This is a genomic window from Nitratireductor sp. GISD-1A_MAKvit, assembly GCF_040819555.1.
Lineage (GTDB): Bacteria > Pseudomonadota > Alphaproteobacteria > Rhizobiales > Rhizobiaceae > Nitratireductor.
Genome location: NZ_CP161920.1, coordinates 2,539,837 through 2,562,830, shown reverse-complemented (window position 1 = coordinate 2,562,830; position 22,994 = coordinate 2,539,837). Strand labels below are relative to the sequence as shown.

Here is a 22,994-nt window from a genome sequence, read left to right as displayed (position 1 = left end):
AGGTCGCACCATGAGTGAAGCCGCCCACAGCGGAGAAACCGATCGGGGATCCCTGGAAAAACCCCTGGGAGCCGGGCCTTTCTCCCGTTTCGAGCGGCTGATCGCCTGGCGCTATCTGCGTTCACGCCGCAAGGAAACGGTGATCTCCGTCATCGCTTCCATTTCCTTTATCGGCATCATGCTGGGGGTGGCCACACTGATTGTGGTGATGGCGGTGATGAACGGCTTCCGCGCCGAACTGCTGACGCGCATTCTGGGCGTTAACGGCCATCTCATCGTGCAGCCCGTCGATATGCCCTTGAGCGATTACGATGCGGTCGCAAAGCGCATCGAGGGGGTCGATGGTGTTCAGATAGCCATGCCGATGGTGCAGGGGCAGGTCCTTGTTTCGGGGCGTGGCGGTGCCGGTTCGGGAGCTGTCGTGCGCGGTGTGCGCGCCGAAGACATCTCGCGGCTCGAACTGGTTTCGAACAATATCAAGTCCGGTTCACTGGTGGGGTTTGCTGCTGGTGAAGGTCTGGCCATGGGGTCACGGATGGCCGAGACGCTGGGGCTTTCGGTGGGCGATTCGGTCACGCTGGTCGCGCCGGAAGGCGATGTCACCCCCTTCGGCACCACGCCGAGGGTCAAGACCTATCCGATTGCGGCCACGTTCGAGGTGGGCATGTCGGAATATGACGCCTCGATCATCTACATGCCGCTGCCGGAGGCACAGCTCTACTTCAATGCCGAAGGACTGGTGCAGTCGATCGAACTTTTCGTCGACGATCCCGACGCTGTGGAGTCCATGCGCGCCGCAGTCGAGGACGCCGCGCAGCGCCCCGTCCTTCTCTCCGACTGGCGCCAGCGCAACAGCACTTTCTTTTCGGCGCTGGAGGTGGAGCGAAACGTCATGTTCATGATCCTGACCATGATCGTGCTCGTGGCCGCACTCAACATCATTTCCGGCCTCGTCATGCTGGTGAAGGACAAGGGGCACGACATCGCCATTCTGCGCACCATGGGGGCGACGAGCGGTGCCATCATGCGCATCTTCCTGATGACGGGCGCGGCGATTGGCGTGGCGGGCACGCTCGCAGGGGTCTTTCTCGGTGTCATCATCTGCTGGAACGTGGAGTCCATCCGCCAGTTTTTCTCCTGGCTGTCGGGCACCACGATCTTTGATCCCGAACTCTATTTCCTGAGCCAGTTGCCGGCCAAGATGGAAGCAGGAGAAACGGTGGCCGTCATCATCATGGCACTGGTTCTGTCCTTTGTGGCAACGCTCTTTCCGGCCTGGCGGGGCCTCCCGGCTCGATCCGGTCGATGCGTTGAGGTATGACTGATGGCTGACCCAATTCTCGAACTCAAGGGCATCGAGCGCAGCTATCGGGAAGGAGAGGGCAGGCTTACCATCCTCAGGCAGGCCGCGTTTTCTCTGAATTCGGGGGAAATGGTGGCGCTGGTTGCTCCCTCGGGTGCCGGCAAGTCGACCCTGCTTCATCTCGCGGGGCTTCTGGAGGCACCGGATGCTGGCGAAGTCATCATAGCCGGCCAGGCATGCGGTCGTCTTTCCGATGATGCGCGCACCGCGATCCGGCGCAACGAGATCGGCTTTGTCTACCAGTTTCATCACCTGCTGCCCGAGTTCTCCGCCGAGGAGAACATCATGATTCCGCAAATGATCACCGGAATGGCCCCGGTCGAGGCGAAGGAACGGGCGGGGCAGCTGCTCGACTATCTGCGCGTCGGTCACCGTGCGAGCCATCGGCCGGCCGAGCTTTCGGGCGGCGAGCAGCAACGGGTGGCCATCGCGCGTGCTGTTGCCAACGCCCCGCGCATATTGCTGGCGGATGAGCCAACCGGCAATCTGGATCCGAAAACGGCGGGCTATGTATTCGACGCGCTGGAAGCTTTGGTTCGTCAGTCCGGTCTTGCCGCCCTCATTGCCACCCACAATCACGAACTCGCCGCCCGGATGGACCGCGTGGTTACTCTTGACGCCGGCAAGGTCATCCCCTGGAAGGGATGATTGGTCCATCGGTGTGGAACAAACCGGCGCGGTTTGAGGGCGAGGCCCGAAGCCGCGTGAGACTTTGGCGATTAACCTGAAATAAACCCTGAGAAACCTGACCGGCAGAGAGGCAATTCGCCTTGCTTGACGGAAGAACAAAAATGGAACATAAAGGGGTTATAAAGTGATCAGGAGGGATAAATGACCGAACTTGTCCAGGATGTTGTCTCACTCGTTGCCGTTAGTTCCTTCATCATGATGGCGGCCGTGGTGATCGGCGCGATTTGAGCTTTCCGGTGCCGGGGCGAAGTCCGGCAGCGTTCAAGAAACAAGAGGCGGCAGGATCCGCCTCTCGGTCCGGTGTGCTGATCGCTCCAGCAAAAAGCCTGCCAGGCAGATCCGGCGTGCTTTTTTGTCCCGGTGTGTTGTCAGTCTCCGAGTGCCACGCCTTCGCGGCGTGGGTCAGCTCCGCCTTCAAGTCCCGTCGGGGTGAGAGTGATGCCATGCAGCCCGGAGTTGAGATCGCCGATGGACGTTCTGAAGCCGAGTGCTTCCAGTTCGTTCTGCATGGTCTGCGCTTCTGTGCCGGCTTCCAGCGTGTAGGTGCCGAAGCGATTTGTCAGATGCGGCAGGTCGATGGCCTGTTGCATGTTCATCCCCCAATCGGTCAACGCGATGATCGTGTTTGTCACATAGGGAATGATGTTGCTGCCTCCCGGAGATCCCAGTGCGTGGAGCGGCTTGCCGTCTTTTAAAACGATCGTTGGCGACATGGAGGAGCGGGGACGCTTGCCGGGCTCAACCCTGTTTGCCACCGCCTCGCCATTTGTTTCGGGCGAAAAGGAAAAGTCGGTAAGCTGGTTGTTGAGAATGAAGCCTGCAGCCATCTGGCGCGAACCGAAGGCGTTTTCCACCGATGAAGTCATTGATGCGATATTGCCTTCCCGATCAACAATGACGAAATGGGACGTGGAGGGCTGCTCGAAACTCTTGGCGTCGATGCGCAGTTCGGCCTTGTCCCATGGCGGATCGCCAGCCTTCACATCGTCGGCACCAAGTGCGGTCGCACGCCGGATCAGCGCCGCGCGTGTCTTGAGATAGTTCTGGTCTAGCAGGCCCTTCCGGGATTTTGACGAAATCGCTGTCGGCCATGTAGCGACCACGGTCGGCAAAGGCCAGGCGCGTTGCATCTGCGATGATGCGCCAGCTTTCCGGGTCGTCGGGTCCGAGCCCCGCCAGATCGAAGTGCGAGACCATGCCCAGGATCTGTCCCACGGTCAGCGCGCCGGAGGAGGGGGGTCCCATCCCGCAGACGTCGAGCCCACGATAGGGCGCGCACACGGCTTCGCGCTCCTTCACTTCATATTGGGCAAGGTCGTCCAGCGTCAGGAGGCCGGGATTGGCAGTATGCGCCGTAACCGCCGCAACGATCTTCTGCGCGACCGGGCCATTGTAAAATCCGGCTGCTCCATATTCGGCGATGCGTTTCAGCGTGGCCGCATAATCCGGATTTTTGAGGTTTTCACCGATCCCAAGCGCAGCGCCGTTCCTGTCATAAAAATAGGCTCGGCTTGCCGGCTGGGTGTCGAGCCGCCCTCTGTCACCCTTGATCATGGCGTGAAGACGCGGCGAAACGGTAAAGCCGCCTTCGGCAAGGCGGATTGCCGGTTGGAGAAGCGTGTTCCACGGAAGTTTTCCGGATCGTTCGTGGACAGTGTGCAGCAGCTTCACCACACCAGGGGTCCCGACCGAGCGCCCACCGATCACCGCATCGAAGAATGCGAGCGGCTCGCCTTGTTCGTTCAGAAACAGGTCGGGCGTTGCCGCTTGAGGTGCCGTCTCACGCCCGTCGAATGTCGTTACCTTACCGCTTGCCGCATCGTACCAGACGAGAAACGCTCCTCCGCCGATGCCCGACGATTGAGGCTCCACGAGACCCAACACCGTCTGCACGGCCACAAGCGCATCGGCCGCGCTGCCACCCTTGCGCAACACGTCGAGGCCGGCCTGTGCTGCGAGGGGATTGGCCGCAACCACCATCTGGTCCTTTGCGTGGACCGTTTCCTTGTCCGTCAGTCCGCTGGCGATTTCGGGCGCATGGGCGTCCGTCGCCTGCTGGGCGTTCGCTCCATGGGCCAGGGTCATGGAAACAAGGGCAATCGCCCCAAAGACATTTGATAATCGCATGGTGACGCTCCTCCGAAAGAGCGCCGTGCATCCGCAACCGGATCACCGAAACGCTCGCAAGCCTTACTTAGAGCGGCTGCGGTCCTGCTTCGCGTGTCCGCCCGGATCAGGCCGTTCCTCGCGGCCTGTTCACGAGTTCCTCTTCCTGGCGGTTTTCGGCAGGGCCGAACACGTCTGAAAACGCCGCCTTGAGCGCCAGGTCGAGATCCTCCATCGTCACCGGCAGTCCAAGATCGACCAGGCTGGTGACACCGTAACCACTTATACCGCAGGGAACGATGCCTCCGAAATGGGCCAGATCCGGTTCGACATTGATCGAGATGCCGTGAAAACTCACCCAGCGACGCAGACGAATGCCGATGGCGGCAATCTTGTCCTCAGCTGGCAGACCACCCGGCAGGGGCGGTTTTTCCGGACGTGTCACCCAAACGCCGACCCTGTCTTCTCGCCGCTCTCCTTTCACGTTGAAACGGTCGAGTGTCGCTATGATCCATGCTTCCAGGGCGGCGATGAAAGCGCGCACATCTTCGCGACGGGTTTTCAGATCAAGCATCACATAGGCGACCCGCTGGCCCGGACCGTGATAGGTGTATTCGCCGCCGCGACCGGTTTTGTAGACCGGAAAACGGCCCGCCTCGAGCAGATCGGCGCTGTTGGCGCTGGTGCCGGCCGTATAGAGGGGAGGGTGCTCCACGAGCCAGACCAGTTCGCTGGCCTTTCCTTCGCGAATCAACCCTACGCGCTCTTCCATGAAGGCGACGGCCGTTTCGTAGTCGGTCAAACCCGGTTCGATTCGCCATTCGACGGAAGATCCCGCCTCTCGCGGCAGGAATGCCGTGTCGATCTGGCCGCGTTCGCTCATCGTATCATCCCATCAGGTACTGAAACTGCCCGTCACATATGGAGACAAACGGGCTTCTGGTCCAGCCTGTGGGGACGGTGATGTTGTTGGCAGATTTTTTTGTCTTTTTGACGAAGGGCGCTTGTTTCTCGAAATCCGATTTGCTACATGCCCGGTGCCGGTGTGAACCGGCCTCCAGCTGCGTGCGGTCGTGGCGGAATTGGTAGACGCGCAGCGTTGAGGTCGCTGTGGGGCAACCCGTGGAAGTTCGAGTCTTCTCGACCGCACCAAGCTCTCTTGCAGAATGATTGTTCACCTTGCGCGCTGTCGATCTCGCAGCCTTTCGGGGCGTGGGTGGTTGCGACGGCTGCCCGTGCTCCCATCGCTAGCCTCGAGCGGCTGTGGAGCAACGCGTCTTCCCGATGATTGCCCTGAATGGTCTCGCCTGGAGTGCAGGACGCCGTACTTTCAGTGATCGCTTCTGCGACCAGCCGAATGCACTGCAAATTCAGCCATACTTGATCCATGTTAATTGCGAGTGCTTCCCTGCGTGCTAACAGGAGATGTCCTGGCCGTTGGGGAAATTGGTGGGGGCGCACAATACCCGTTCACTGGATGAACGGCTGGAAATCTTCTCCGATATGGATCGGGGAAGATTTTTTGTTTGTCTTGTGGTTGCGCTTTCACGTTCCGCGGGGTTGCTGGAATTCTCCAATGCAGGTGCAGCTCACCATTCTGGCCACGAGCTCCACGACAGCGGTGGACAGAACCAGAAAAGAAACCGCCAAAACGAGCAGTTCGAGCATCTCCGAAATCAGAATCATCATCTCACACCGCGCCTGGTTCACGGTAGCCTAACCTGCTTGTCGGATATTGCGGCATCACGAATCGTACCTGGCGGTAAGACGCCGTTTTCATGGCAGGAGGGGGGGGGCAGCCGCCGGCGGCGTGTCAGTAGTCGCGCAGCAGCTTTCCATACCCGTCAATTGCGTCATTGACGCCGGCGAGTCTGAGACAGTTCCAGATCATCGCCTGATTGCTGACGACAACCGGTTTTCCGATTCTCTGTTCCAGTTCCTCGACGATTTCGAGCGAGCGCAGAGCGCTGCAGCTCAGGAGAAGCGCATCGGCTCCCGCAAGGTCGAGATCGGACGCAAATTCGACAAGATAGTCCGGTGCCACCCGCACCATTTCGCGATCAAAGTCCAGTCCCAGTCCGGCATAGGACGTGATCTCAAATCCCGAATGGTGCAGATGCCCGACAACGGTGTTCGTCAGTTCGGCGGCGTATGGTGTTGCCACCGCCAGGCGCCGCACCTTCAGGGTCTCAAGCGCCTTGATGACGCAGCCCATAAGCGAGGTCGCCTGTGCGTCCGGAACTCCTTTGTTGAGTTCTTCGCGAACGCGTTCTTCTCCGACCGCGACGGATCCCGATGTACAGGCCAGACAAACCACGTCGAGCCCGTCATCGGGCAGGATGCGTGAAGCTGTCTCGGCGAGGCTCTGCGTGAGCTGGGCAAGCGAACCGGTGGAAATGTCGTGGGGCATGCGTGCCCGCGAAAAATAGACACCCACGCCCGGCGGTGCGATGCGCACCATGTCCTCTTCCACCAGCTGGTCGTTGGGAATCAGGACAAAGCCGAGCTTTGCACGCGCGTTTCGCCCCGCATCAAAGCGCACCGGCAGGCGAACGTCTCTCTGCCTGTCTTCGAAGCCCGACATCTGGAGAGGAGGTTCGTTCAGTGGGTGCGCCATTCACATCGGGCCTTCAGTGTGGTTTCACGGCAGGGCTCTGGCAGCCTTGGCTTGAATCTGGTTTGGCGGTCAAAAGCCAAGAAGGGCTGCGGCTACGACGGACATGACAACAGCCAGCGCCGTCAGTCCCAGAAAGAGGCGGGCCCCTGTCGAGGAACATGGCATAGCCCGCGCCCCAGGCCGCAGTGCCGGCACCGAGTGCGAAGAAGAAGGCATCCCGCTCGCCGAATGATAATGCGGCTGCCATCAGGCCGCCGATCACGATGGCGCCGAAAGTCACGATGGTGGCAGCAGCGTAGGCGTCGTAGCGGTCGTTCATTCCTTGTCCCTTCAAAACGTCATGGCAGGAGGAGGGGCTGTTCGCCGTCTATCGATAGCAGGTCATTTCGCCGAATGAAATGTCTCTTGGCCGGTCGCTTGCAGGTGGCTATGCGTCCGTCATCAACGAATTTGAATGTTGAAATAATTTTCACTCACTGTTGCGAAACGTAATATAGCGCGCTATGTCATTAGCCATGTATGGTATTTCACATAATGCGCGGCGACAAATGAAGTCTCTGCGCCCGCCCTGCTAATTCAGGTGCCTGTGAAATATTCTACAGGTATTTGACCTGTATTTCATTTCCCATAAAATAATCCAACAAGAGGAACCATGAAACCCAAACTACGGGTCGAGAATGTTTACAAGATATTTGGCGATCATCCAGAACAGGCGCTGGAAGGTCTGAAGCAAAACAAGTCCAAGATCGAGATATTCGAAGAAACCGGCCAGACCGTCGGTGTTCAGGACGTCAGCTTCGAAGTGAAGGAAGGTGAGATATTCGTGGTCATGGGCCTTTCGGGCTCTGGCAAATCCACGCTTGTCCGGACATTGAACGGACTGATCCCGCCCACCTATGGCAAGATCCTCATCGACGATGACGATGTTGCGAGCTGTTCGGCCGAGCGGCTTCGCAGGGTGCGTCGTGAAAAGATCACCATGGTCTTCCAGCATTTCGCCCTGTTTCCGCACAAAAGCGTGGCCGACAACGTTGCCTATGGCCTGAAGATAAAGGGCGAAAGCGCAGCTTCGCGCCGCAAGAAAGCGCTTGCCTCGCTGGAGCAGGTGGGACTAGCAGCCTATGCCGACAGCTATCCTGGCGAATTGTCCGGTGGCATGCAGCAGCGTGTCGGGCTTGCCCGTGGTCTCGCCACGGATCCGCAGATCCTCCTGATGGATGAGCCCTTCGGCGCTCTCGATCCGCTGATCCGCCGCGAGATGCAGGAAGAGCTTCTTCATCTCCAGAAAAAACTGAAGAAGACCATCATCTTCATCACGCACGACCTCAACGAGGCGCTGCTTCTTGGCGACAAGATTGCCATCATGAAGGATGGTCGTTTTGTCCAGGTCGGCACGGCACAGGAAATCGTCGACAATCCGGCAGACGATTATGTCGCCGCTTTTGTCGCCGACATCGATCGCGGCCGCGTTTTCGATGCAGCGCATGTGGCCGAGCGTCCCATCACCGTCGAGCTCGGTGAAAAGGGCGCCGCGGAAAAGGCGCTGGAACTGATGGAGGAGCATAACCGCAATGCCCTCTACGTGGTCGATCAGGACCGCATTGCCGGTCTCGTGACCTATCAGGAGCTCGCCGTGGCCGCACGCGAGGAAGGCCGCACCGATCTTTCGGAGGTGATGGTCACAGACGTTCCGACGGTTGAACGCGAAACCCCGCTCAACGAACTCTATGGCGCTGCCAGTGCCGGATACCCGATCGCCGTGGCAGACAAGCGCGGCCGACTTGCAGGCGTGATCGAAACCCAGTCGGTCTTTTCGCAGCTTTCGGGAGAGGAGGCCTCCGACGCCCCTGAACAGGACGAAAAGGCTGAAGCCGAGCTGGCCGCCGGGGAAGGAGAACGCAAATGATCAGTCCCGCAGACCTTGTTCAAATTCCGCTCGACGATTGGGTCAACAGCCTTGTTCGCGATTTTCTGGTCCCGAACTTCAGGCCGCTTTTCCGCGCCATGCAGACCCCGGTCACGACGGTTCTGGGGTGGCTCGATGCGTTTTTCCATTGGCTGCCGATGCTGCTGTTCACCGTGGTGCTCACATTGATCGCCTGGCGCACGGCGGGCAGGGGCGTCGCCATCTTCACGGCGGTGGCGCTCGTGTTCATCGACATGATCGGCCTGTGGGCGGAAACCATGACCACCCTGTCGATGATCATCACATCGGTGCTCTTCTGCGCCATGATCGGCATTCCGCTCGGCATCTGGACCGCGCGCAGCGACCGCGTGCTCTTCGTGGTGCGACCGATCCTCGACATCATGCAGACGATCCCCTCTTTCGTTTATCTGGTACCGATCGTCATGCTGTTCGGCGTCGGCATGGTGCCAGGCATCATCGCCACGATCATCTTTGCCCTGCCGCCGATCATAAGGCTTACCAATCTGGGCATCCGCAATGTGCGTGCGGATCTCATCGAGGCTGCGGAGGCGTTTGGCTCGACACGCTGGCAGATGCTGTGGGAGGTGCAGTTTCCGCTCGCGCTGCGCACCATCATGGCCGGTCTCAACCAGACGCTCATGCTCGCACTGTCCATGGTGGTCATCGCCGCGCTGATTGGTGCCGGCGGGCTCGGGCTGACGGTTTACACGGGCCTTGGCCGCCTCAATGTGGGGGCAGCAACGGCCGGTGGCATCGGCATCGTGCTTCTTGCGATCATTCTCGACCGCATCACGCAATCGCTCGGTGAAAAGAAAGCCGTGCAATCACCTTCGCTCTGGCAGACGCTGCGCTCGATGTTCGGGCTCGGCAGGCCGGGTGACGGAGAAAAAGCGGGCAAGGCTTCCTAGGCCCTGTTCGCCGGGTGGTTCGCGATACCGCGTTCCACCTTCATGGCAGCCAGAACGCTGCACTTATTGAACACGAGAAATTATGGAGACTGCTTGTTATGACTGGTCTTAAGAAAAGCATTCCCGCCATCGCAGCGCTCGCGCTGCTCGGCTCCGTTGCAATGCCGGCGATGGCTCAGGACGGTCCCGGTGCCGGCAAGACGATCAAAATGGCCCAGGCCACCTGGGACACGGGCTGGTTCCACTCCGAAATCTACAAGCAGATGTTTGAAGAGCTCGGCTACACGGTGGATGGTCCGACCACACTCGACAACCCGCCCTTCTACCAGGCTGTGGGATATGGCGACGTTGACCTTTGGGTGAACGGCTGGTTCCCGATCCATGACACCTATCGCCCCGCTTTCGAAGGCAGCGCGGAACTCGTCGGAGCGGTCGCTGCCGGTGGCGCACTTCAGGGCTATCTCGTCGACAAGGCATCGGCTGAAAAATTCGGCATCAAGACGCTCGACGATTTCAAGCGCGACGAAGTCAAGGAAGCTTTTGACCGTGACGGTGACGGGAAAGCCGATCTTGTTGCCTGCCCGCCCGGCTGGGGCTGTGAGGTGGCGATCGAAGATCACCTGACCGAATACGAGCTCAAGGATCACATCAACGAGATCAAGGCGAGTTATTCGGCATCGATGGCTGACGCCGTTGCAGCCTATGAGAGCGGTGAGCCGATCCTCTTCTACACCTGGACGCCGAACTGGACGGTCAACGAGCTGAAGCTTGGCGAAGACGTGGTCTGGATTCAGGTTCCCGAAGAAGCCAATGACGAGAACGCCGCTGCCGGTATCGACGCCTGTGTGGCCGATCCCTGTGTGATGGGCTTTGAGGCCAATGACATCGTGCCGGTCGCCAACTCCAAGTTCCTTGAAGAAAACCCGGCCGTGACCAGCCTTCTCAAGGCCGCGTCGATCCCGCTTGAGGACATCTTCGCGCAGAATTCTGCCATGAACGACGGTGCCGACAAGCCGGAAGACATCAAGAAGCAGGCCTCGGACTGGATCGCCGAACATCGCGACCTCGTCGATGGCTGGCTGGAAGAAGCCCGCAAGGCCGCTCAGTAAAAGCCAGCCGTGCAATGGGCCCGTAAAGGCCCCTTGAACATTGAGCCGCGCATCACAAATGGTGCGCGGCTTTGTTTTTCAGGCAGCTTGCGATCCGAAAAGGCCGGACGGTCTGGTGTCAGCGGCCTATTCGCGTCTGTGAGCAAGCCTAGGTCTGATTGAGAAGCAGAATGAAGCCATTGAGAAGGCTCGCGAATAACACCCAGCCTGCATAAGGCAAAAACATCAGTGCCGACGGTCGGTCCACACGCCAGGTCACGGCAATTAACGCCACGATGTTGATCGCCAGCCCGAAAATGATGACAAGCGCCAGCCCGATCTGGTGCAGTGAAAAGAATACGGGCGACCAGGCGAAATTGAGCGCAAGCTGCGACCACCAGAGTTTCATGGCTGTCCCGTGCCTCTCGCGCAGCCACATGCGTGCGCCAGCCAGCGCAATGAGGATGTAGAGAAATGTCCAGGCCGGGCCGAAAACCCAGCCGGGTGGATTGAAAGCGGGCTTCTCGAGCGCCGCATACCATGCGCCGGGTGCCGTGAGATAGCCGATGACAAGGCCACCGCCGAGTACCAGCAACATAAAGAACGGCAGAATGCGAAAGAGTGGCATTGTTGTCCTCATGATATCCGATCCGGCTACGCGGCAGTTCTTTCTGAAGCGGAACCCGACCACGCCACAGACATTAACAAAGATAGGGGAGCTGGGTTCCGTTGCGAACCCGAAGGTCGGGTAACATAACCAAAAACTACGGCGGAAAGCGAGGCAGGCCTGTTGCCGTGCCGCGTCGGGCTCTGTATTGCCGGATGGAGACTGTGCCCATCTGCAGAGCTTTTGATCCCAGCCAGGGAGGTCCATTTGAGCGAACCGGAAGGACTGAATGAAAACGCCGCGCAGGATGGCGCGGAAGGCATGGGTATCTATGATGCGGATGGTGTGATTTCAGCGCCATTCCTTGCGCATATTGGCGCTGCCATCGCGGATCGTGACACCATCACGCTGCGACAGGATGTGGGCACGCTTCACCAGTCGGAGATCGGTGACCTCCTGGAAGCGCTTTTGCCCGAGCAACGGCTCGCTCTCGTCGTCCTCATGGGCGATGACTTCGATTACACTGCGCTTACCGAGGTGGACGAGGCGATCCGCCTCGAAATCCTTGAGAATCTCCCCAACCAGCAGGTTGCGCGGGCCGTTGAACAGCTCGATTCCGACGATGCGGTCTATATTCTTGAGGACCTCGACCAACAGGACCAGGACGAGATCCTGGCCGAACTTCCCTTCACCGAGCGCGTCCGGCTTCGTCGTTCGCTTGGCTATCCGGAAGAAACGGCCGGTCGCCGCATGCAGACCGAGTTCGTTGCGGTGCCACCATTCTGGACCGTGGGCCAGACGATCGACTACATGCGCGAGGAGCAGAACCTGCCTGACAGTTTCTCGCAGATATTTGTCATAGATCCCACGTTCCGCCTTGTCGGAGCGGTCGATCTCGACCGCATACTGCGCACCAAGCGCGGCGTGAAGATCGAAGAGGTGATGCGTGAGACGCGCCACGCCATCCCCGCCACGATGGATCAGGAAGAGGCTGCGCAGATCTTCGAACGATACGATCTCCTGTCGGCAGCGGTGGTGGACGAAAATGAGCGTCTCGTCGGTGTGCTGACAATCGATGACGTGGTTGACGTGATCCAGCAGGAAGCCGAGGAGGATCTCCTGCGTCTTGGTGGTGTTGGTGACGAGGAACTCTCCGACAGGGTCTGGACCGCCGCACGCTCTCGCGTGCCCTGGCTCATGGTCAATCTCATCACCGCCTTCCTTGCGGCATCGGTGATCGGGCTGTTTGACGCGACCATCGAGAAGATCGTGGCGCTTGCCATCCTTATGCCCATTGTCGCCGGCATGGGCGGCAATGCGGGGTCCCAGACCATGACGGTCACCGTGCGCGCTCTCGCCACCCGCGACATCGATATCTACAACGCGGGACGCATCATCCGCCGTGAAATGGGGGTGGGGCTGTTGAATGGCGTGATTTTCGCCACGCTGATCGGCCTTGTCGCCGCCACCTGGTTTCAGGACTACAATCTTGGCGGTGTCATCGCTGCGGCGATGGTCATCAACATGTTCGTCGCTGCACTCGGCGGCATCCTCATACCACTCCTGCTCGATCGCGTCGGTGCTGATCCGGCCGTAGCCTCCGCCGTGTTTGTGACCTCCGTGACGGATGTCGTGGGCTTCTTCGCCTTTCTCGGCCTGGCCACATGGTGGTTCGGGCTGTAGACCGCGGAAGGAGACGGTGAACCGTTCTCCGTCAGGCGGGCAGGGGCGTTGCAGTGCGGCTGGCGCGAAACAGAATGAAAAGCGCAATCGCCATGTTGCCGATGTTCCAGGCGATGCCGTTCAGGAAAGCCGCCTGATATGAGCCGGTCAGGTCATAGATCCAGCCAGACATCCAGCCGCCGATGGCCATGCCGACAATCGTTGCCATGATAACGATGCCCATGCGCTGTCCGGCCTCGCGGGCCGGCAGATATTCACGCACGATGATGGCATAGCTTGGCACGATCCCGCCTTGCGACAGTCCGAAAATCAGCGAGACCATGTAGAGCGAGGCGAGGCCGTTGAAAGGGATGTACAAAAAAAGCGAAAGGCATTGCAGGACCGAACCGATCAGAAGTGTGGGGACACCCCCGATCCGATCTGCCAGTAAACCGGAGACGAGTCGGCTGACAATGCCGGCTCCCAGCATGAGTGACAGCATTTCCGCGCCACGTGAAATCTCGAAACCCAGATCCATGCAATAAGCCACGATGTGGACCTGTGGCATCGCCATGGCAACGCAGCAGGCAAGCCCGGCAAGAATGAGAAGTGCCTGCAGTGCGCGTGGTGAAAGGTCGATCGGCTTTCGTCCCCCCGGGCGCCGCAAATGCGTTTCGGCAATGTCATCGTCCGTCTGGTTCACATTGGGCCGTACGCGCATCAGCATCGCCAGGGGCACGATGCTCGCGATGCAGAAAATGCCGATGCCCAGGAATGTCACGCGCCAGTTCGTGTGTTCCAGCGCGAATTTTATGACCGTCGGCCACAGGACGCCGGAAAGATAGTTTCCGCAGGCCACCGCTGCGACCGCGATGCCCCTGCGCTTCTCGAACCAGTGGGAAATGTCTGCAAGAAGAGGGCCGAAACAGGCTGAGCCGCCGAGTCCGATCAGACCCTGCAGTACAACGAACTGCCAGAGCGCGGTGGTAAAGCTGGAGGCGATGAACCCCGCGCCAAGTGCCGCGCCCGCCAGTGCTACCGGCAGCGCAACGCCGATGCGGTCGGCAAACCGGCCCAGAAGAACATTGCCGATCGCAAACCCGATCATTGTGCTTGTATAGGGAAGCGAGGCGGCAGCACGGTCGACCCCAAACTCGGCCTGGATGGGTGGGAGAACCACCACGAAGGCCCACAGACCAACCGTTCCGAATGTTCCCAGAAGCAGGGAGACTGTCATTCGAAACCAGGCGTAGGGACCATCGATCAGTGTATCGCTGTCGTTGTCGGGCGCGCGCATCTGCAAGCTGGCTTTTCCTTTTGCCGGACCGGTGATTCGCGTGCAGAAGACTGCCGCCCGCACCCTGATTTTTCCTCGATATATGAGAAACAGGTTGCTCAGTAGGGCCAGGGCGGTGTTGTCGCTGACCATTTGCCAATGCGGGCGCCCCTTCACAATCTCCGCGCCAACCGGGGAAAAACCGAAGGAAAGCGAGTGCCATTGGTGCCAGACAGGGGGCAGGGCCTGTTCTGGTGGACCAGGTGAATGTTGGGAAAGGACACGGTGGCGGGCGGATGAAATTGACTTTTACGTAAGTCACGTGCCACTTTGCCTTCCCCTGTTCGATAATAGCTCTCACTTGAAGGCAGGGTGGCTCGGGCAGGCGGGGCCCTGCCGGGGGTCGAGCGACAAGGATAATGCGGCAACATCCATCGGGGCACCGTCCGAAAGGGCGATCGGGGAGCCGTTAGTCAAAGGGCAGAGCGCGATGCGCGATTACTACTCCATCACCGAGCTGACGCGTGAGTTCGGCATTTCCACACGGACGTTGCGTTTCTACGAGGATGAGGGGTTGATCAAACCGGTTCGCCGCGGGCGGACCCGGCTTTACCGGCCATCCGACCGGCATCTGGTACGCCAGATCCTGCGCGGTCGCAGTATCGGTTTTTCCATTTCCGAAATCCGCGAGATTATCGAGGTATACAAGGCTCCGCCGGGGGAAATCGGCCAACTGAAGCTGATGCTGGCGCGAATCTCGGAAAAGCAGCAGGATCTGCGCCAGAAACGCCGCGATCTGGAAGACACGCTCGAGGAACTGTCGCGTGCGGAAGAGGCCTGTGTTGAGCGGCTCGCAGAACTCGGTGTCACCACCTGAGCGCAAGCGCTCTCAGAACCACCGGCGAACACGCTTCCTGTAGTCGCGATATTTCTTGCCAAACCGCATTTCGAGATGGCGTTCTTCCGGTTCGATCGCGAGCTTCTGCGTGAGAAAGGCTGCCACGATCAGAAGCCCGATAAACCAGACATTGCCCGATACCAGTGCGATGCCGGCCAGGAGCATGGAATTGCCCAGGTAGATGGGGTTGCGGCTTATGGCGAAAGGACCGCTGGTCACCAGCGCATCGGCACTTCGCGTCGGAAGGATGGCCGTGCCCGCCCGGTAAAGCGTGCGCATGGCCTGAATGTCGATGAACACAAATCCGACGATCAGCAGCCAGCCGATGGCGAAAAGAATGTCCGCAAAGGGCGGTCCGAACCAGGGCAGGGGATGGAAGACCCCAAGCGTTGCAGCGATGGCTATGGCCGCAAGATAAATCACCGGTGGCCAGGGGAACCGCGCTGGCCCGTGTTCATGGTCGTTCATTGGAAAGCTCCGGCTGCGTGAAATCGCTCCCCTTTTGTGCGCTCATAGTGCATTGGGCGGCGATTTCGCTCAAGCGGGTTTGTGCGTCCGCGGCGGGGCTGCCCGACATCACCCCGTCAAGCCTGTTTTCTGCCGCCAGCGTTTCGGTGAAACAGCCGCAATAAGCCGTGCAGAATGCATCGTCGCGCGTCTCCAGGCACTGCAATGTGCATGCATTGGTGAACCGAAGGTCCGTGGGAACGTCGGCAGGAGGCCAGATCTGCGCCACTGCCCACACGCAGGCGATAAGCACCGGCTGATGCAAAAGATAAAAGGCGAGGCTGTGGCGCCCGATAAACGCGAAGGGAGCATGCCATCGCGCCGGCCCTGATCAGCGAGAGCCTCTGGAGAAAACCCGTGTCTCTCGCAATCCGCGCTGCCGCGATCCCTGAAAGGACGGCCCCGAACCATGGAACAAGAGGCACGTAGTCGTTCGAGGGCGGGCGAAAGGTGGAAAGACCGACCCACCACAGCCACGGAACATCGAAAAAAGAGGAGCCGAGATAATTGGGTGCTGCCACACATGCCACGGCCAGTACCAGAAGGAGCCAGGCAGGAGTGCGAATAAAAGCAAGCCCCAGCAGGCTGGCAAGGGCGATGTGGTGAAGGATGCCAAAAAAGATGAAACCGGAAGGAAAGGCAAACCATGTCATCAGCGAAATTGCCGCCGCAGCAGCAGTCACCTTCGCCAGTCGCCTGACGAACCCGCCCCAGCGAATTCGGTTCTCATGGGCGAGAAAAAGGCTGACACCCACCAGAAAAAGGAACGATGTGGCAATGCTGCGGGCGAACAGGCGCCAGCCACCCGAGACGGTGGTGCCGGCGTCCATGTAACCGAAAAACTCGAAATCCCAGCCGAGGTGATAGATCGCCATGGCCAGGAGTGCCCCGCCGCGGGCAAGGTCGATGACTTCGATGCGTGATTTGCCCGCCGCACGATGGCGCATGAATTATCCGTCCCCCGGAGGATCATTGATTTTATGTTGTGATTATATCAGTCAGCGCTAAAAGTGGCCGAAACACGGAGAGAAAAGTCAATGAATGTGGTGAAGGTCAACGGCGCATCCATCCCTGTTCTCGGCATGGGGACATGGACATTGCGGGGGGAAACCTGCTCGCAGCTCGTCTCCCGTGCCCTTGAGGTCGGCTACCGACATGTCGATACGGCAGCGGCATATGAGAATGAAAAAGCCGTGGGTGAGGGGATCCGTGCCTCGGGTGTCGGGCGCGAGGAGCTGTTCGTAACGACCAAGGTCTGGTGGACGGACATCGCTGCCGGAGACCTGGAGCGCTCTGCGGAAGCAAGTCTGAAACGCCTCGGTACCGGTTATCTGGACCTTCTGCTCATCCACTGGCCGAACCCGAATGTGAAGCTCTCCGAGAGCATTCAGGCTCTCAACCGCGTGAAGGAGGGCGGCCTTACCCGTCACATCGGCGTATCGAATTTTCCAACCACGCTTCTGGCCGAGGCCGTGGACCTTTCAGAAGCCCCGCTTGTGGCCAATCAGGTCGAGTACCATCCGTTTTTGAACCAGAACCGGGTTCACGAGGCCTGCCGTCGCGCGGGCATGGCGATGGTGTCCTACTGTCCGCTGGCGCGCGGTGGCGATCTCTTCTCTCAGCCTGCGATTGCCGGTCCTGCCACTGCTTATGGCAAGACACCGGCCCAGATCGTGCTGCGATGGCACGTGCAGCAGGAAAACGTGGTTGCGATACCGCGCACCAGCAATCCCGACCGTCTGGCCGAAAATGCCGACATCTTCGATTTCTCGCTCACCGATGGTGAAATGGCAGCCATCTCTGCACTGCAAAACAGGATGAGCCGCATCTGTGATTACGACTTCTCGCCCGTCTGGGATACGGCCTGATCGGGCTCAAAAACCCGGTTAACCCTGCGTTAGCTGATAGAATATAAGCTTTTCTTGGTTGTTGTTGGCTCCGCAGTGAGGTGGCGTCTATCAGCCAGCCTTTGGGGGAAGGTGGACTGCGCATGTTGCAAATGTCAGGCGCTCCGGAAAAAGGAGCCACCGATATTGCCAGCACAATTTCAAGCTCCATGCGACGCATGGGTGTTGTTGGCCTGCCGCGGAACTACGAAATCTTCTATGAAGTGTTTACCGGATCCAATCGTGATCTGGTGCGCGATTTCGAAGCCTTGAATGGCAGGCCCAGTCAGGACGCGCTGGACAAACTGGCGTTGAAATATTTCGCGCAGAGCAACAGGCATGCCATTGTCGAAAACGCGCAGGAGCAGATTGCATCGCGCGCTGAGGAAATCCTCTCTCTGCTGGGGCGCGAACGCTCCTCGCTGGAAAAGTTCGGCGTCATTCTCGATCAGACCTCCAACGGCCTGAACAGCCGCGGCGAGCTCTCCCGGGACATTATGCGCAAGATCGTCGGCATCATGGCTGCCGCGACCGAGACCACGATCGCACAGGGACGGCAGATCACGCAGGCGCTGGAGCAGAAATCCACCGAACTTGAGGAAACGCGTGCCAAGCTTGAGCGTTACAAGCGGCTCGCCGATACAGACCCTTTAACGAAGATCTGGAACCGACGCGCATTCGACCGGCGCATGGCCACCGTTTTCGACGATGAGCGCTCCGTCATGTTCCACGCGCTCATTCTGGCCGACATCGATGGCTTCAAGGCCATCAACGACCGCTATGGCCACCCGGTGGGAGACAAGATCCTCCAGGGCGTCGCCAGGCTCCTGAAGACCCAGTGCGCCGACAATTGTTTTGTAGCAAGAACAGGCGGCGAAGAGTTCGCCATCATCGTCGAAGGCTTATCGGAGGAGGCCACGATGAAACTGGCCGAAACCGTGCGGGTGGCGGTCGAAAAGGCGGAGTTCGTTGTCGGTTCCGGCGCCCGCCCATGCGGGCCCATTCACATCTCTCTGGGCGTCTGCATGGCCACTGACGCCTCCGACGCTGACGAGCTATACGCGAAGACAGATCAGGCACTTTATGCCTCCAAGGTCGAAGGCCGCAACCGCGTCACCCTGTTCTCCCGGATTCCCAAGGGAAAGTTTACGAAAAACTGGTTGCTCTATCGCAGCGACTGATCTCCCGAGCGCGATTCAACGGGTGCAATCTCTCAGGATTTGCCTATAGTTCTCTTCGGCTGAACGCCGAATTTTGCCCCATTTGTGATACATCCGCGTCGTGGGGCGACATGAGCGATTCTGATCGCTGCTTTGAACAAACGTGAGGAAACGGACCATGTTGAAGAAATCCATCGCTGTTGCGCTTGTGGCAGGGTTTTCTGCCGGCTGCGTAACCAGCACAGACCCCTATACCGGTCAGCAGAAAATCTCCAACACGGCCGGTGGGGCGGCGCTCGGTGCGCTGGCAGGTGCGGGCGTTGGTCTTCTCGCCGGCGGCGATGATCGTCGCAACGCGCTGATCGGTGCGGGTATCGGCGCACTGGCTGGCGGTGCGGTCGGTTCCTATATGGATCAGCAGGAAGCGCAGCTGCGCGGACAGTTGCAGGGCACGGGTGTGAGCGTCACGCGTCAGGGGGACTACATCATCCTCAACATGCCCTCCAACATCACCTTCGCCACCGATTCGGCCAACATCCAGCCGGCCTTCTATTCCACGCTCAATTCAGTCGCGCTGGTGCTGCAGAAATACAATCGCACGCTGGTCGACGTTTTTGGGCACACCGATTCGACAGGTGATGCGAACTACAATCTGGAACTGTCGCAGCGCCGCGCCGGTGCGGTGGCAAACTATCTGATCGGGCAGGGCGCGAGCAGCCAGCGGTTCGCGATCATCGGCCAGGGTGAGTCCCAGCCGATTGCATCGAACGCCACGCCTGAAGGCCGCGCCCAGAACCGCCGCGTGGAAATCAAGCTCTCGCCGCTCACGGGCGCCTGAGTTCCCAGGTCATGGAAAACGCAGAGCCGCCGGAGCGATCCGGCGGCTTTCTCATGTCCTTTGCGCAGTCAGAGCTGTCGCGATGCGGGCCGCTAGGCGCGCATTGTTCTTAACCAGGGCAATGTTGGTCACCAGACTCGCCCCGTCGGTCAGCTCGAGTATGCGGGCAAGAAGGAATGGGGTGACATCCTTGCCCGAAACGCCCCTGTCCAGCGCCTCCTTTTGTGCACGGGCTATGTGTTCCGCCATTGTGTCGGCGTCGATCTCTTCATCTGCAGGCACCGGATTTGCAATCAGCATGCCGCCATCGATGCCGAGTGCCGTGCGGGTGGCCTGGAAGCGGGCGATCGCTTCGGCCGTGTCGAGGCGGAGCGGTGCCGGGTAGGGGGAGTGACGCGACCAGAAGGCAGGCATCCTGTCGGTGCCGTAGGCAACCACGGGAACGCCCCGCGTTTCAAGCACCTCGAGTGTCTTCTCGGTGTCCAGTATGGCCTTTGGTCCGGCCGACACCGCGATGACCGGCGTGCGTGACAGTTCGTCGAGATCGGCAGAAATGTCGAAGCTCGTCTCGGCGCCCTTGTGAACGCCGCCAATGCCACCGGTCGCGAAAACGGCAATGCCGGCCATTCGCGCCGCGATCATTGTCGCGGCCACGGTTGTGCCGCCGCTCCGGCTCTCGGCAATCGCAAAGGCGAGATCGGCGCGCGACAGCTTCATCGGATCCTTTGCCTGGGCAAGCCTTTCACGCTCCTGCCGGGAAAGCCCGACCTTCAATCGTCCATCGATCACCGCAATTGTGGCGGGGACTGCGCCTTCTTCACCGATCAGCGCTTCCACCTCGCTTGCCATTTCATTGTTGCGTGGCCAGGGCATGCCATGGGTGATTATGGTGCTCTCCAGCGCCACCACCGGCCTGCCTTCTGCAAGGGCCTGCGCAACGGGCGCGTGGATGTCGATAATGTTGTTGGAACGCACGGGGGAAGACTCCTTTATGAAACTGAATGCGGTGCGGGCACCCGCGCAAGCGCCGCGTTGAACAGGTTAGCGTCGAAATCCGGCGCTGCCGAGGCGGATGCAACAACGAGGCCGGAGGCCGCGACGCCTTCTCGAGCCGCTTCAGGCAGTGATCGACCGCGCATGAGGGCTGCGATGGTTGCCCCGGCGAGCGCGTCTCCGGCACCGGTCACATCCACGACCGGATCAATCCGGGGCGGTACGATGCTCCAGTGGCCGGAGCCGTCAAAAACAGTCAGGGCATTGCTGCCCTGGGTGATGACCCCGGCGTTGAGGCCGCGTGCGCGCAGTGCCTGAACAGTCTGGCCGGGCGGGGCGCTGGCGCTCTGGTTGCAAAGGCTTCGCGCCTCGCTCGCATTCATGAACAGGACCGCAATCTCTGCAAAACTGGGCACGAGCCGCCCGGCCTTTGCGGGAGAGACGGCGATTGCGTAAAGTGGTGTGCTGCCGCGCAGTGCGGCAAGCGCTGCCACGGCATCGGCCGGCATGTTGGCATCGCAAAGGATGGCATTTGCGGCGGCCACCGCCGCGCGCGTCTTTGATCGGCGCATCTGTTTGGCAAAGGCCGTCTCATAGAGCGCCATGTCTGCAAGACCCGTGATAAGCTCCCCGTCATGGTCGAGTATCGCGGTGTAGCTCGGAGTCGTCCGGTCGAGAAACGTGACTGAGAGATCCTCAAACCCTGCCTCTGCCACGGCGTGCGCCACCGCTTCTCCTGCGGGGTCTCCTCCGCGCAGGGAGAACAGCGACACGGCCACGCCGCGCCGATGGGCTATTCGGGCCGCGTTGAAGATGCCGCCGCCCACCTCTTCGTGCAGATCGCCGGGGTTGGAGGTGGCCGGAATATGCGGGGCCGTCAGCCGTCCGCGCCTGTCGGGGTGGGCGCCCCCAACGGCAAGAAGACGCACAGCATCGGCGGTGATCATCGGTTAACTCTCCGAATCGCCCTGCGCCCCGAAAACGGGCTGTCGAGGGCAGCCGCTTCGAGACCGCTGAAAGGGCTGTTGATTGCAATTCTCTGCGTACAAAAAAAGAACAAAAACTTTTTATCCTTGTTTTTCAATATTTTGACGCCTATTGCAAAAAAAGAACAAAAAGGGTACAGATGGTTATCGCGGATTTGGCGGAACCGCCTCCATTGACCTCGAAGGGGTGTTGTATCATGGCTCAGAATTCATTGCGGCTTGTAGAGGATAATTCGGTGGACAAAACCAAGGCTCTGGATGCGGCGCTATCGCAGATCGAAAGATCCTTCGGCAAGGGATCGATCATGCGGCTTGGCGCCAATGATCAGGTGGTCGAGATCGAGACCATCTCCACCGGGTCGCTGGGCCTCGATATTGCACTCGGCGTGGGCGGACTGCCGCGCGGCCGCATTGTCGAGATTTATGGTCCAGAGAGCTCCGGCAAGACGACGCTGGCGCTCCACACCGTGGCCGAAGCGCAGAAGAAGGGTGGCATTTGCGGCTTCATCGACGCGGAGCATGCGCTTGATCCCGTCTATGCTCGCAAGCTGGGGGTCGATCTGGAAAATCTCCTGATCTCGCAGCCCGACACGGGCGAGCAGGCGCTCGAGATCTGCGACACGCTGGTGCGTTCGGGTGCGCTGGACGTGATTGTTGTCGATTCGGTGGCTGCGCTCACGCCGCGCGCCGAGATCGAGGGTGAGATGGGGGATACGCTGCCAGGCATGCAGGCCCGTCTGATGAGCCAGGCACTGCGCAAGCTCACCGCCTCCATCTCCCGCTCGAAGACCATGGTGATCTTCATCAATCAGATCCGCATGAAGATCGGCGTCATGTTTGGCTCGCCGGAGACGACGACGGGCGGCAACGCACTCAAATTCTACTCGTCGGTCCGCCTCGACATCCGCCGAATCGGTTCCGTCAAGGACCGTGACGAGGTGGTTGGAAACCAGACCCGCATCAAGGTGGTGAAAAACAAGATGGCCCCGCCCTTCAAGCAGGTGGAGTTCGACATCATGTATGGTGAAGGCGTTTCGAAGACGGGTGAACTGGTTGACCTTGGCGTTAAGGCCGGGATTGTGGAAAAGTCCGGCGCATGGTTCTCCTACAATTCCCAGCGTCTGGGACAGGGGCGCGAGAATGCCAAGCAGTTCCTGCGCGACAATCCCGAGGCGGCTCAGGAGATCGAACTGGCGCTGCGTCAGAATGCTGGCCTGATTGCCGAAAAATTCCTTGAGGATACAGGGCCGGGCGATCAGGACGGTGGCGATCTCGACGAATAGGTTTTTGACTGTTTATGGTGCGGGCGTCAGTCCGGCCATTCTCGAAAACACCGCCACTCCTGGCGGTGTTTTTTTGTGTGTCTGCACCGGGAGACAGGCCGGTCTTTTGCCGGGCCACGGGATTTCTGGACAGGGCCCGGGTGCTGACGTTAAAAGGCGGACTTCTGTTTTCCGCTTTACCGGGCGGGCTTCTCGCAAA

Annotated in this window: 19 protein-coding genes, 1 tRNA gene and 3 pseudogenes; 12 read left to right on the top strand and 11 right to left on the bottom strand. The window is 59.8% G+C overall.

Annotation, left to right across the window (positions count from 1 at the left end):
• The first annotated feature begins 10 nt into the window (after window positions 1-10).
• Window positions 11-1,325, top strand: a pseudogene (locus AB2N04_RS13490) (lipoprotein-releasing ABC transporter permease subunit).
• A complete protein-coding gene (locus AB2N04_RS13485) occupies window positions 1,325-2,011 on the top strand; it encodes an ABC transporter ATP-binding protein (RefSeq protein WP_367714950.1) in 687 nt (228 codons plus the stop codon). Before AB2N04_RS13490 ends, AB2N04_RS13485 begins: the two are co-directional and overlap by 1 nt.
• Before the next feature lie 410 nt (window positions 2,012-2,421).
• Here AB2N04_RS13485 and ggt read toward each other — a convergent pair.
• Both ggt and lipB read right to left on the bottom strand, forming a co-directional pair.
• Window positions 2,422-4,180 (bottom strand): annotated as a pseudogene (gene ggt, locus AB2N04_RS13480) (gamma-glutamyltransferase).
• Window positions 4,181-4,286: 106 nt separating this feature from the next.
• Window positions 4,287-5,042, bottom strand: a complete 756-nt coding sequence (gene lipB, locus AB2N04_RS13475) for a lipoyl(octanoyl) transferase LipB (protein ID WP_367714949.1) — start codon at window positions 5,040-5,042, stop codon at window positions 4,287-4,289.
• A 184-nt stretch (window positions 5,043-5,226) separates the two neighbouring features.
• Between lipB and AB2N04_RS13470 the strand changes: the two genes are divergently transcribed.
• Window positions 5,227-5,311, top strand: a tRNA-Leu gene (locus tag AB2N04_RS13470).
• A gap of 393 nt (window positions 5,312-5,704) precedes the next feature.
• On the opposite strand, the gene AB2N04_RS13465 is transcribed toward AB2N04_RS13470, so the two are convergent.
• The 3 genes from AB2N04_RS13465 to AB2N04_RS13455 all read right to left on the bottom strand — a co-directional run bounded on the left by AB2N04_RS13465 (window position 5,705) and on the right by AB2N04_RS13455 (window position 7,095).
• A complete protein-coding gene (locus tag AB2N04_RS13465; protein ID WP_367714948.1) occupies window positions 5,705-5,848 on the bottom strand; it encodes a hypothetical protein in 144 nt (47 codons plus the stop codon).
• 124 nt (window positions 5,849-5,972) lie between these two features.
• Window positions 5,973-6,776, bottom strand: coding sequence for an arylmalonate decarboxylase (locus AB2N04_RS13460; RefSeq protein ID WP_367714947.1), 804 nt, complete (start codon window positions 6,774-6,776; stop codon window positions 5,973-5,975).
• Between the two features lie 13 nt (window positions 6,777-6,789).
• On the bottom strand, window positions 6,790-7,095 hold the full coding sequence (locus AB2N04_RS13455; protein WP_367714946.1) for a hypothetical protein: 306 nt from the start codon (window positions 7,093-7,095) through the stop codon (window positions 6,790-6,792).
• 333 nt (window positions 7,096-7,428) lie between these two features.
• On the opposite strand from AB2N04_RS13455, the gene AB2N04_RS13450 reads away from it, so the two are divergent.
• The 3 genes from AB2N04_RS13450 to proX all read left to right on the top strand — a co-directional run bounded on the left by AB2N04_RS13450 (window position 7,429) and on the right by proX (window position 10,720).
• The gene (locus tag AB2N04_RS13450) at window positions 7,429-8,682 is read left to right on the top strand and encodes a glycine betaine/L-proline ABC transporter ATP-binding protein (protein ID WP_367714945.1); all 1,254 of its coding nucleotides are present in this window, start codon (window positions 7,429-7,431) and stop codon (window positions 8,680-8,682) included.
• Window positions 8,679-9,611: an ABC transporter permease gene (locus AB2N04_RS13445; RefSeq protein WP_367714944.1), complete on the top strand. Its 933-nt coding sequence runs from the start codon at window positions 8,679-8,681 to the stop codon at window positions 9,609-9,611. Before AB2N04_RS13450 ends, AB2N04_RS13445 begins: the two co-directional genes overlap by 4 nt.
• A 98-nt stretch (window positions 9,612-9,709) precedes the next feature.
• A complete protein-coding gene (gene proX, locus AB2N04_RS13440; RefSeq protein WP_367714943.1) occupies window positions 9,710-10,720 on the top strand; it encodes a glycine betaine/L-proline ABC transporter substrate-binding protein ProX in 1,011 nt (336 codons plus the stop codon).
• Between the two features lie 148 nt (window positions 10,721-10,868).
• On the opposite strand, the gene AB2N04_RS13435 is transcribed toward proX, so the two are convergent.
• A complete protein-coding gene (locus tag AB2N04_RS13435) occupies window positions 10,869-11,327 on the bottom strand; it encodes a TspO/MBR family protein (protein WP_367714942.1) in 459 nt (152 codons plus the stop codon).
• 300 nt (window positions 11,328-11,627) lie between these two features.
• On the opposite strand from AB2N04_RS13435, the gene mgtE reads away from it, so the two are divergent.
• Window positions 11,628-12,989: a magnesium transporter gene (mgtE, locus tag AB2N04_RS13430; protein WP_367718817.1), complete on the top strand. Its 1,362-nt coding sequence runs from the start codon at window positions 11,628-11,630 to the stop codon at window positions 12,987-12,989.
• A 31-nt stretch (window positions 12,990-13,020) separates the two neighbouring features.
• Here mgtE and AB2N04_RS13425 read toward each other — a convergent pair whose 3' ends face one another.
• Window positions 13,021-14,265: an MFS transporter gene (locus AB2N04_RS13425; protein WP_367718816.1), complete on the bottom strand. Its 1,245-nt coding sequence runs from the start codon at window positions 14,263-14,265 to the stop codon at window positions 13,021-13,023.
• 469 nt (window positions 14,266-14,734) lie between these two features.
• On the opposite strand from AB2N04_RS13425, the gene AB2N04_RS13420 reads away from it, so the two are divergent.
• The gene (locus tag AB2N04_RS13420; protein WP_367714941.1) at window positions 14,735-15,121 is read left to right on the top strand and encodes a MerR family DNA-binding transcriptional regulator; all 387 of its coding nucleotides are present in this window, start codon (window positions 14,735-14,737) and stop codon (window positions 15,119-15,121) included.
• 12 nt (window positions 15,122-15,133) lie between these two features.
• On the opposite strand, the gene AB2N04_RS13415 is transcribed toward AB2N04_RS13420, so the two are convergent.
• A complete protein-coding gene (locus AB2N04_RS13415) occupies window positions 15,134-15,610 on the bottom strand; it encodes an isoprenylcysteine carboxylmethyltransferase family protein (RefSeq protein WP_367714940.1) in 477 nt (158 codons plus the stop codon).
• Window positions 15,597-16,596 (bottom strand): annotated as a pseudogene (locus AB2N04_RS13410) (DUF1624 domain-containing protein). The gene AB2N04_RS13415 and the pseudogene AB2N04_RS13410 overlap by 14 nt, the downstream one beginning before the upstream one ends.
• 90 nt (window positions 16,597-16,686) lie before the next feature.
• Between AB2N04_RS13410 and AB2N04_RS13405 the strand changes: the two are divergent.
• From AB2N04_RS13405 to AB2N04_RS13395, 3 genes are all read left to right on the top strand, one after another.
• Complete coding sequence (locus AB2N04_RS13405; RefSeq protein WP_367714939.1) at window positions 16,687-17,517, top strand: aldo/keto reductase; 831 nt, start codon at window positions 16,687-16,689, stop codon at window positions 17,515-17,517.
• A 122-nt stretch (window positions 17,518-17,639) separates the two neighbouring features.
• Window positions 17,640-18,716, top strand: a complete 1,077-nt coding sequence (locus AB2N04_RS13400) for a GGDEF domain-containing protein (RefSeq protein ID WP_367714938.1) — start codon at window positions 17,640-17,642, stop codon at window positions 18,714-18,716.
• 157 nt (window positions 18,717-18,873) lie between these two features.
• On the top strand, window positions 18,874-19,533 hold the full coding sequence (locus tag AB2N04_RS13395) for an OmpA family protein (protein ID WP_367714937.1): 660 nt from the start codon (window positions 18,874-18,876) through the stop codon (window positions 19,531-19,533).
• 51 nt (window positions 19,534-19,584) lie between these two features.
• On the opposite strand, the gene AB2N04_RS13390 is transcribed toward AB2N04_RS13395, so the two are convergent.
• Both AB2N04_RS13390 and AB2N04_RS13385 read right to left on the bottom strand, forming a co-directional pair.
• A complete protein-coding gene (locus AB2N04_RS13390; protein ID WP_367714936.1) occupies window positions 19,585-20,508 on the bottom strand; it encodes a pseudouridine-5'-phosphate glycosidase in 924 nt (307 codons plus the stop codon).
• A gap of 14 nt (window positions 20,509-20,522) precedes the next feature.
• The gene (locus tag AB2N04_RS13385) at window positions 20,523-21,473 is read right to left on the bottom strand and encodes a PfkB family carbohydrate kinase (protein ID WP_367714935.1); all 951 of its coding nucleotides are present in this window, start codon (window positions 21,471-21,473) and stop codon (window positions 20,523-20,525) included.
• Between the two features lie 236 nt (window positions 21,474-21,709).
• Here AB2N04_RS13385 and recA point away from each other — a divergent pair, with 236 nt between their 5' ends.
• Window positions 21,710-22,795: a recombinase RecA gene (recA, locus tag AB2N04_RS13380; protein WP_367714934.1), complete on the top strand. Its 1,086-nt coding sequence runs from the start codon at window positions 21,710-21,712 to the stop codon at window positions 22,793-22,795.
• The last annotated feature ends 199 nt before the right edge of the window (window positions 22,796-22,994 follow it).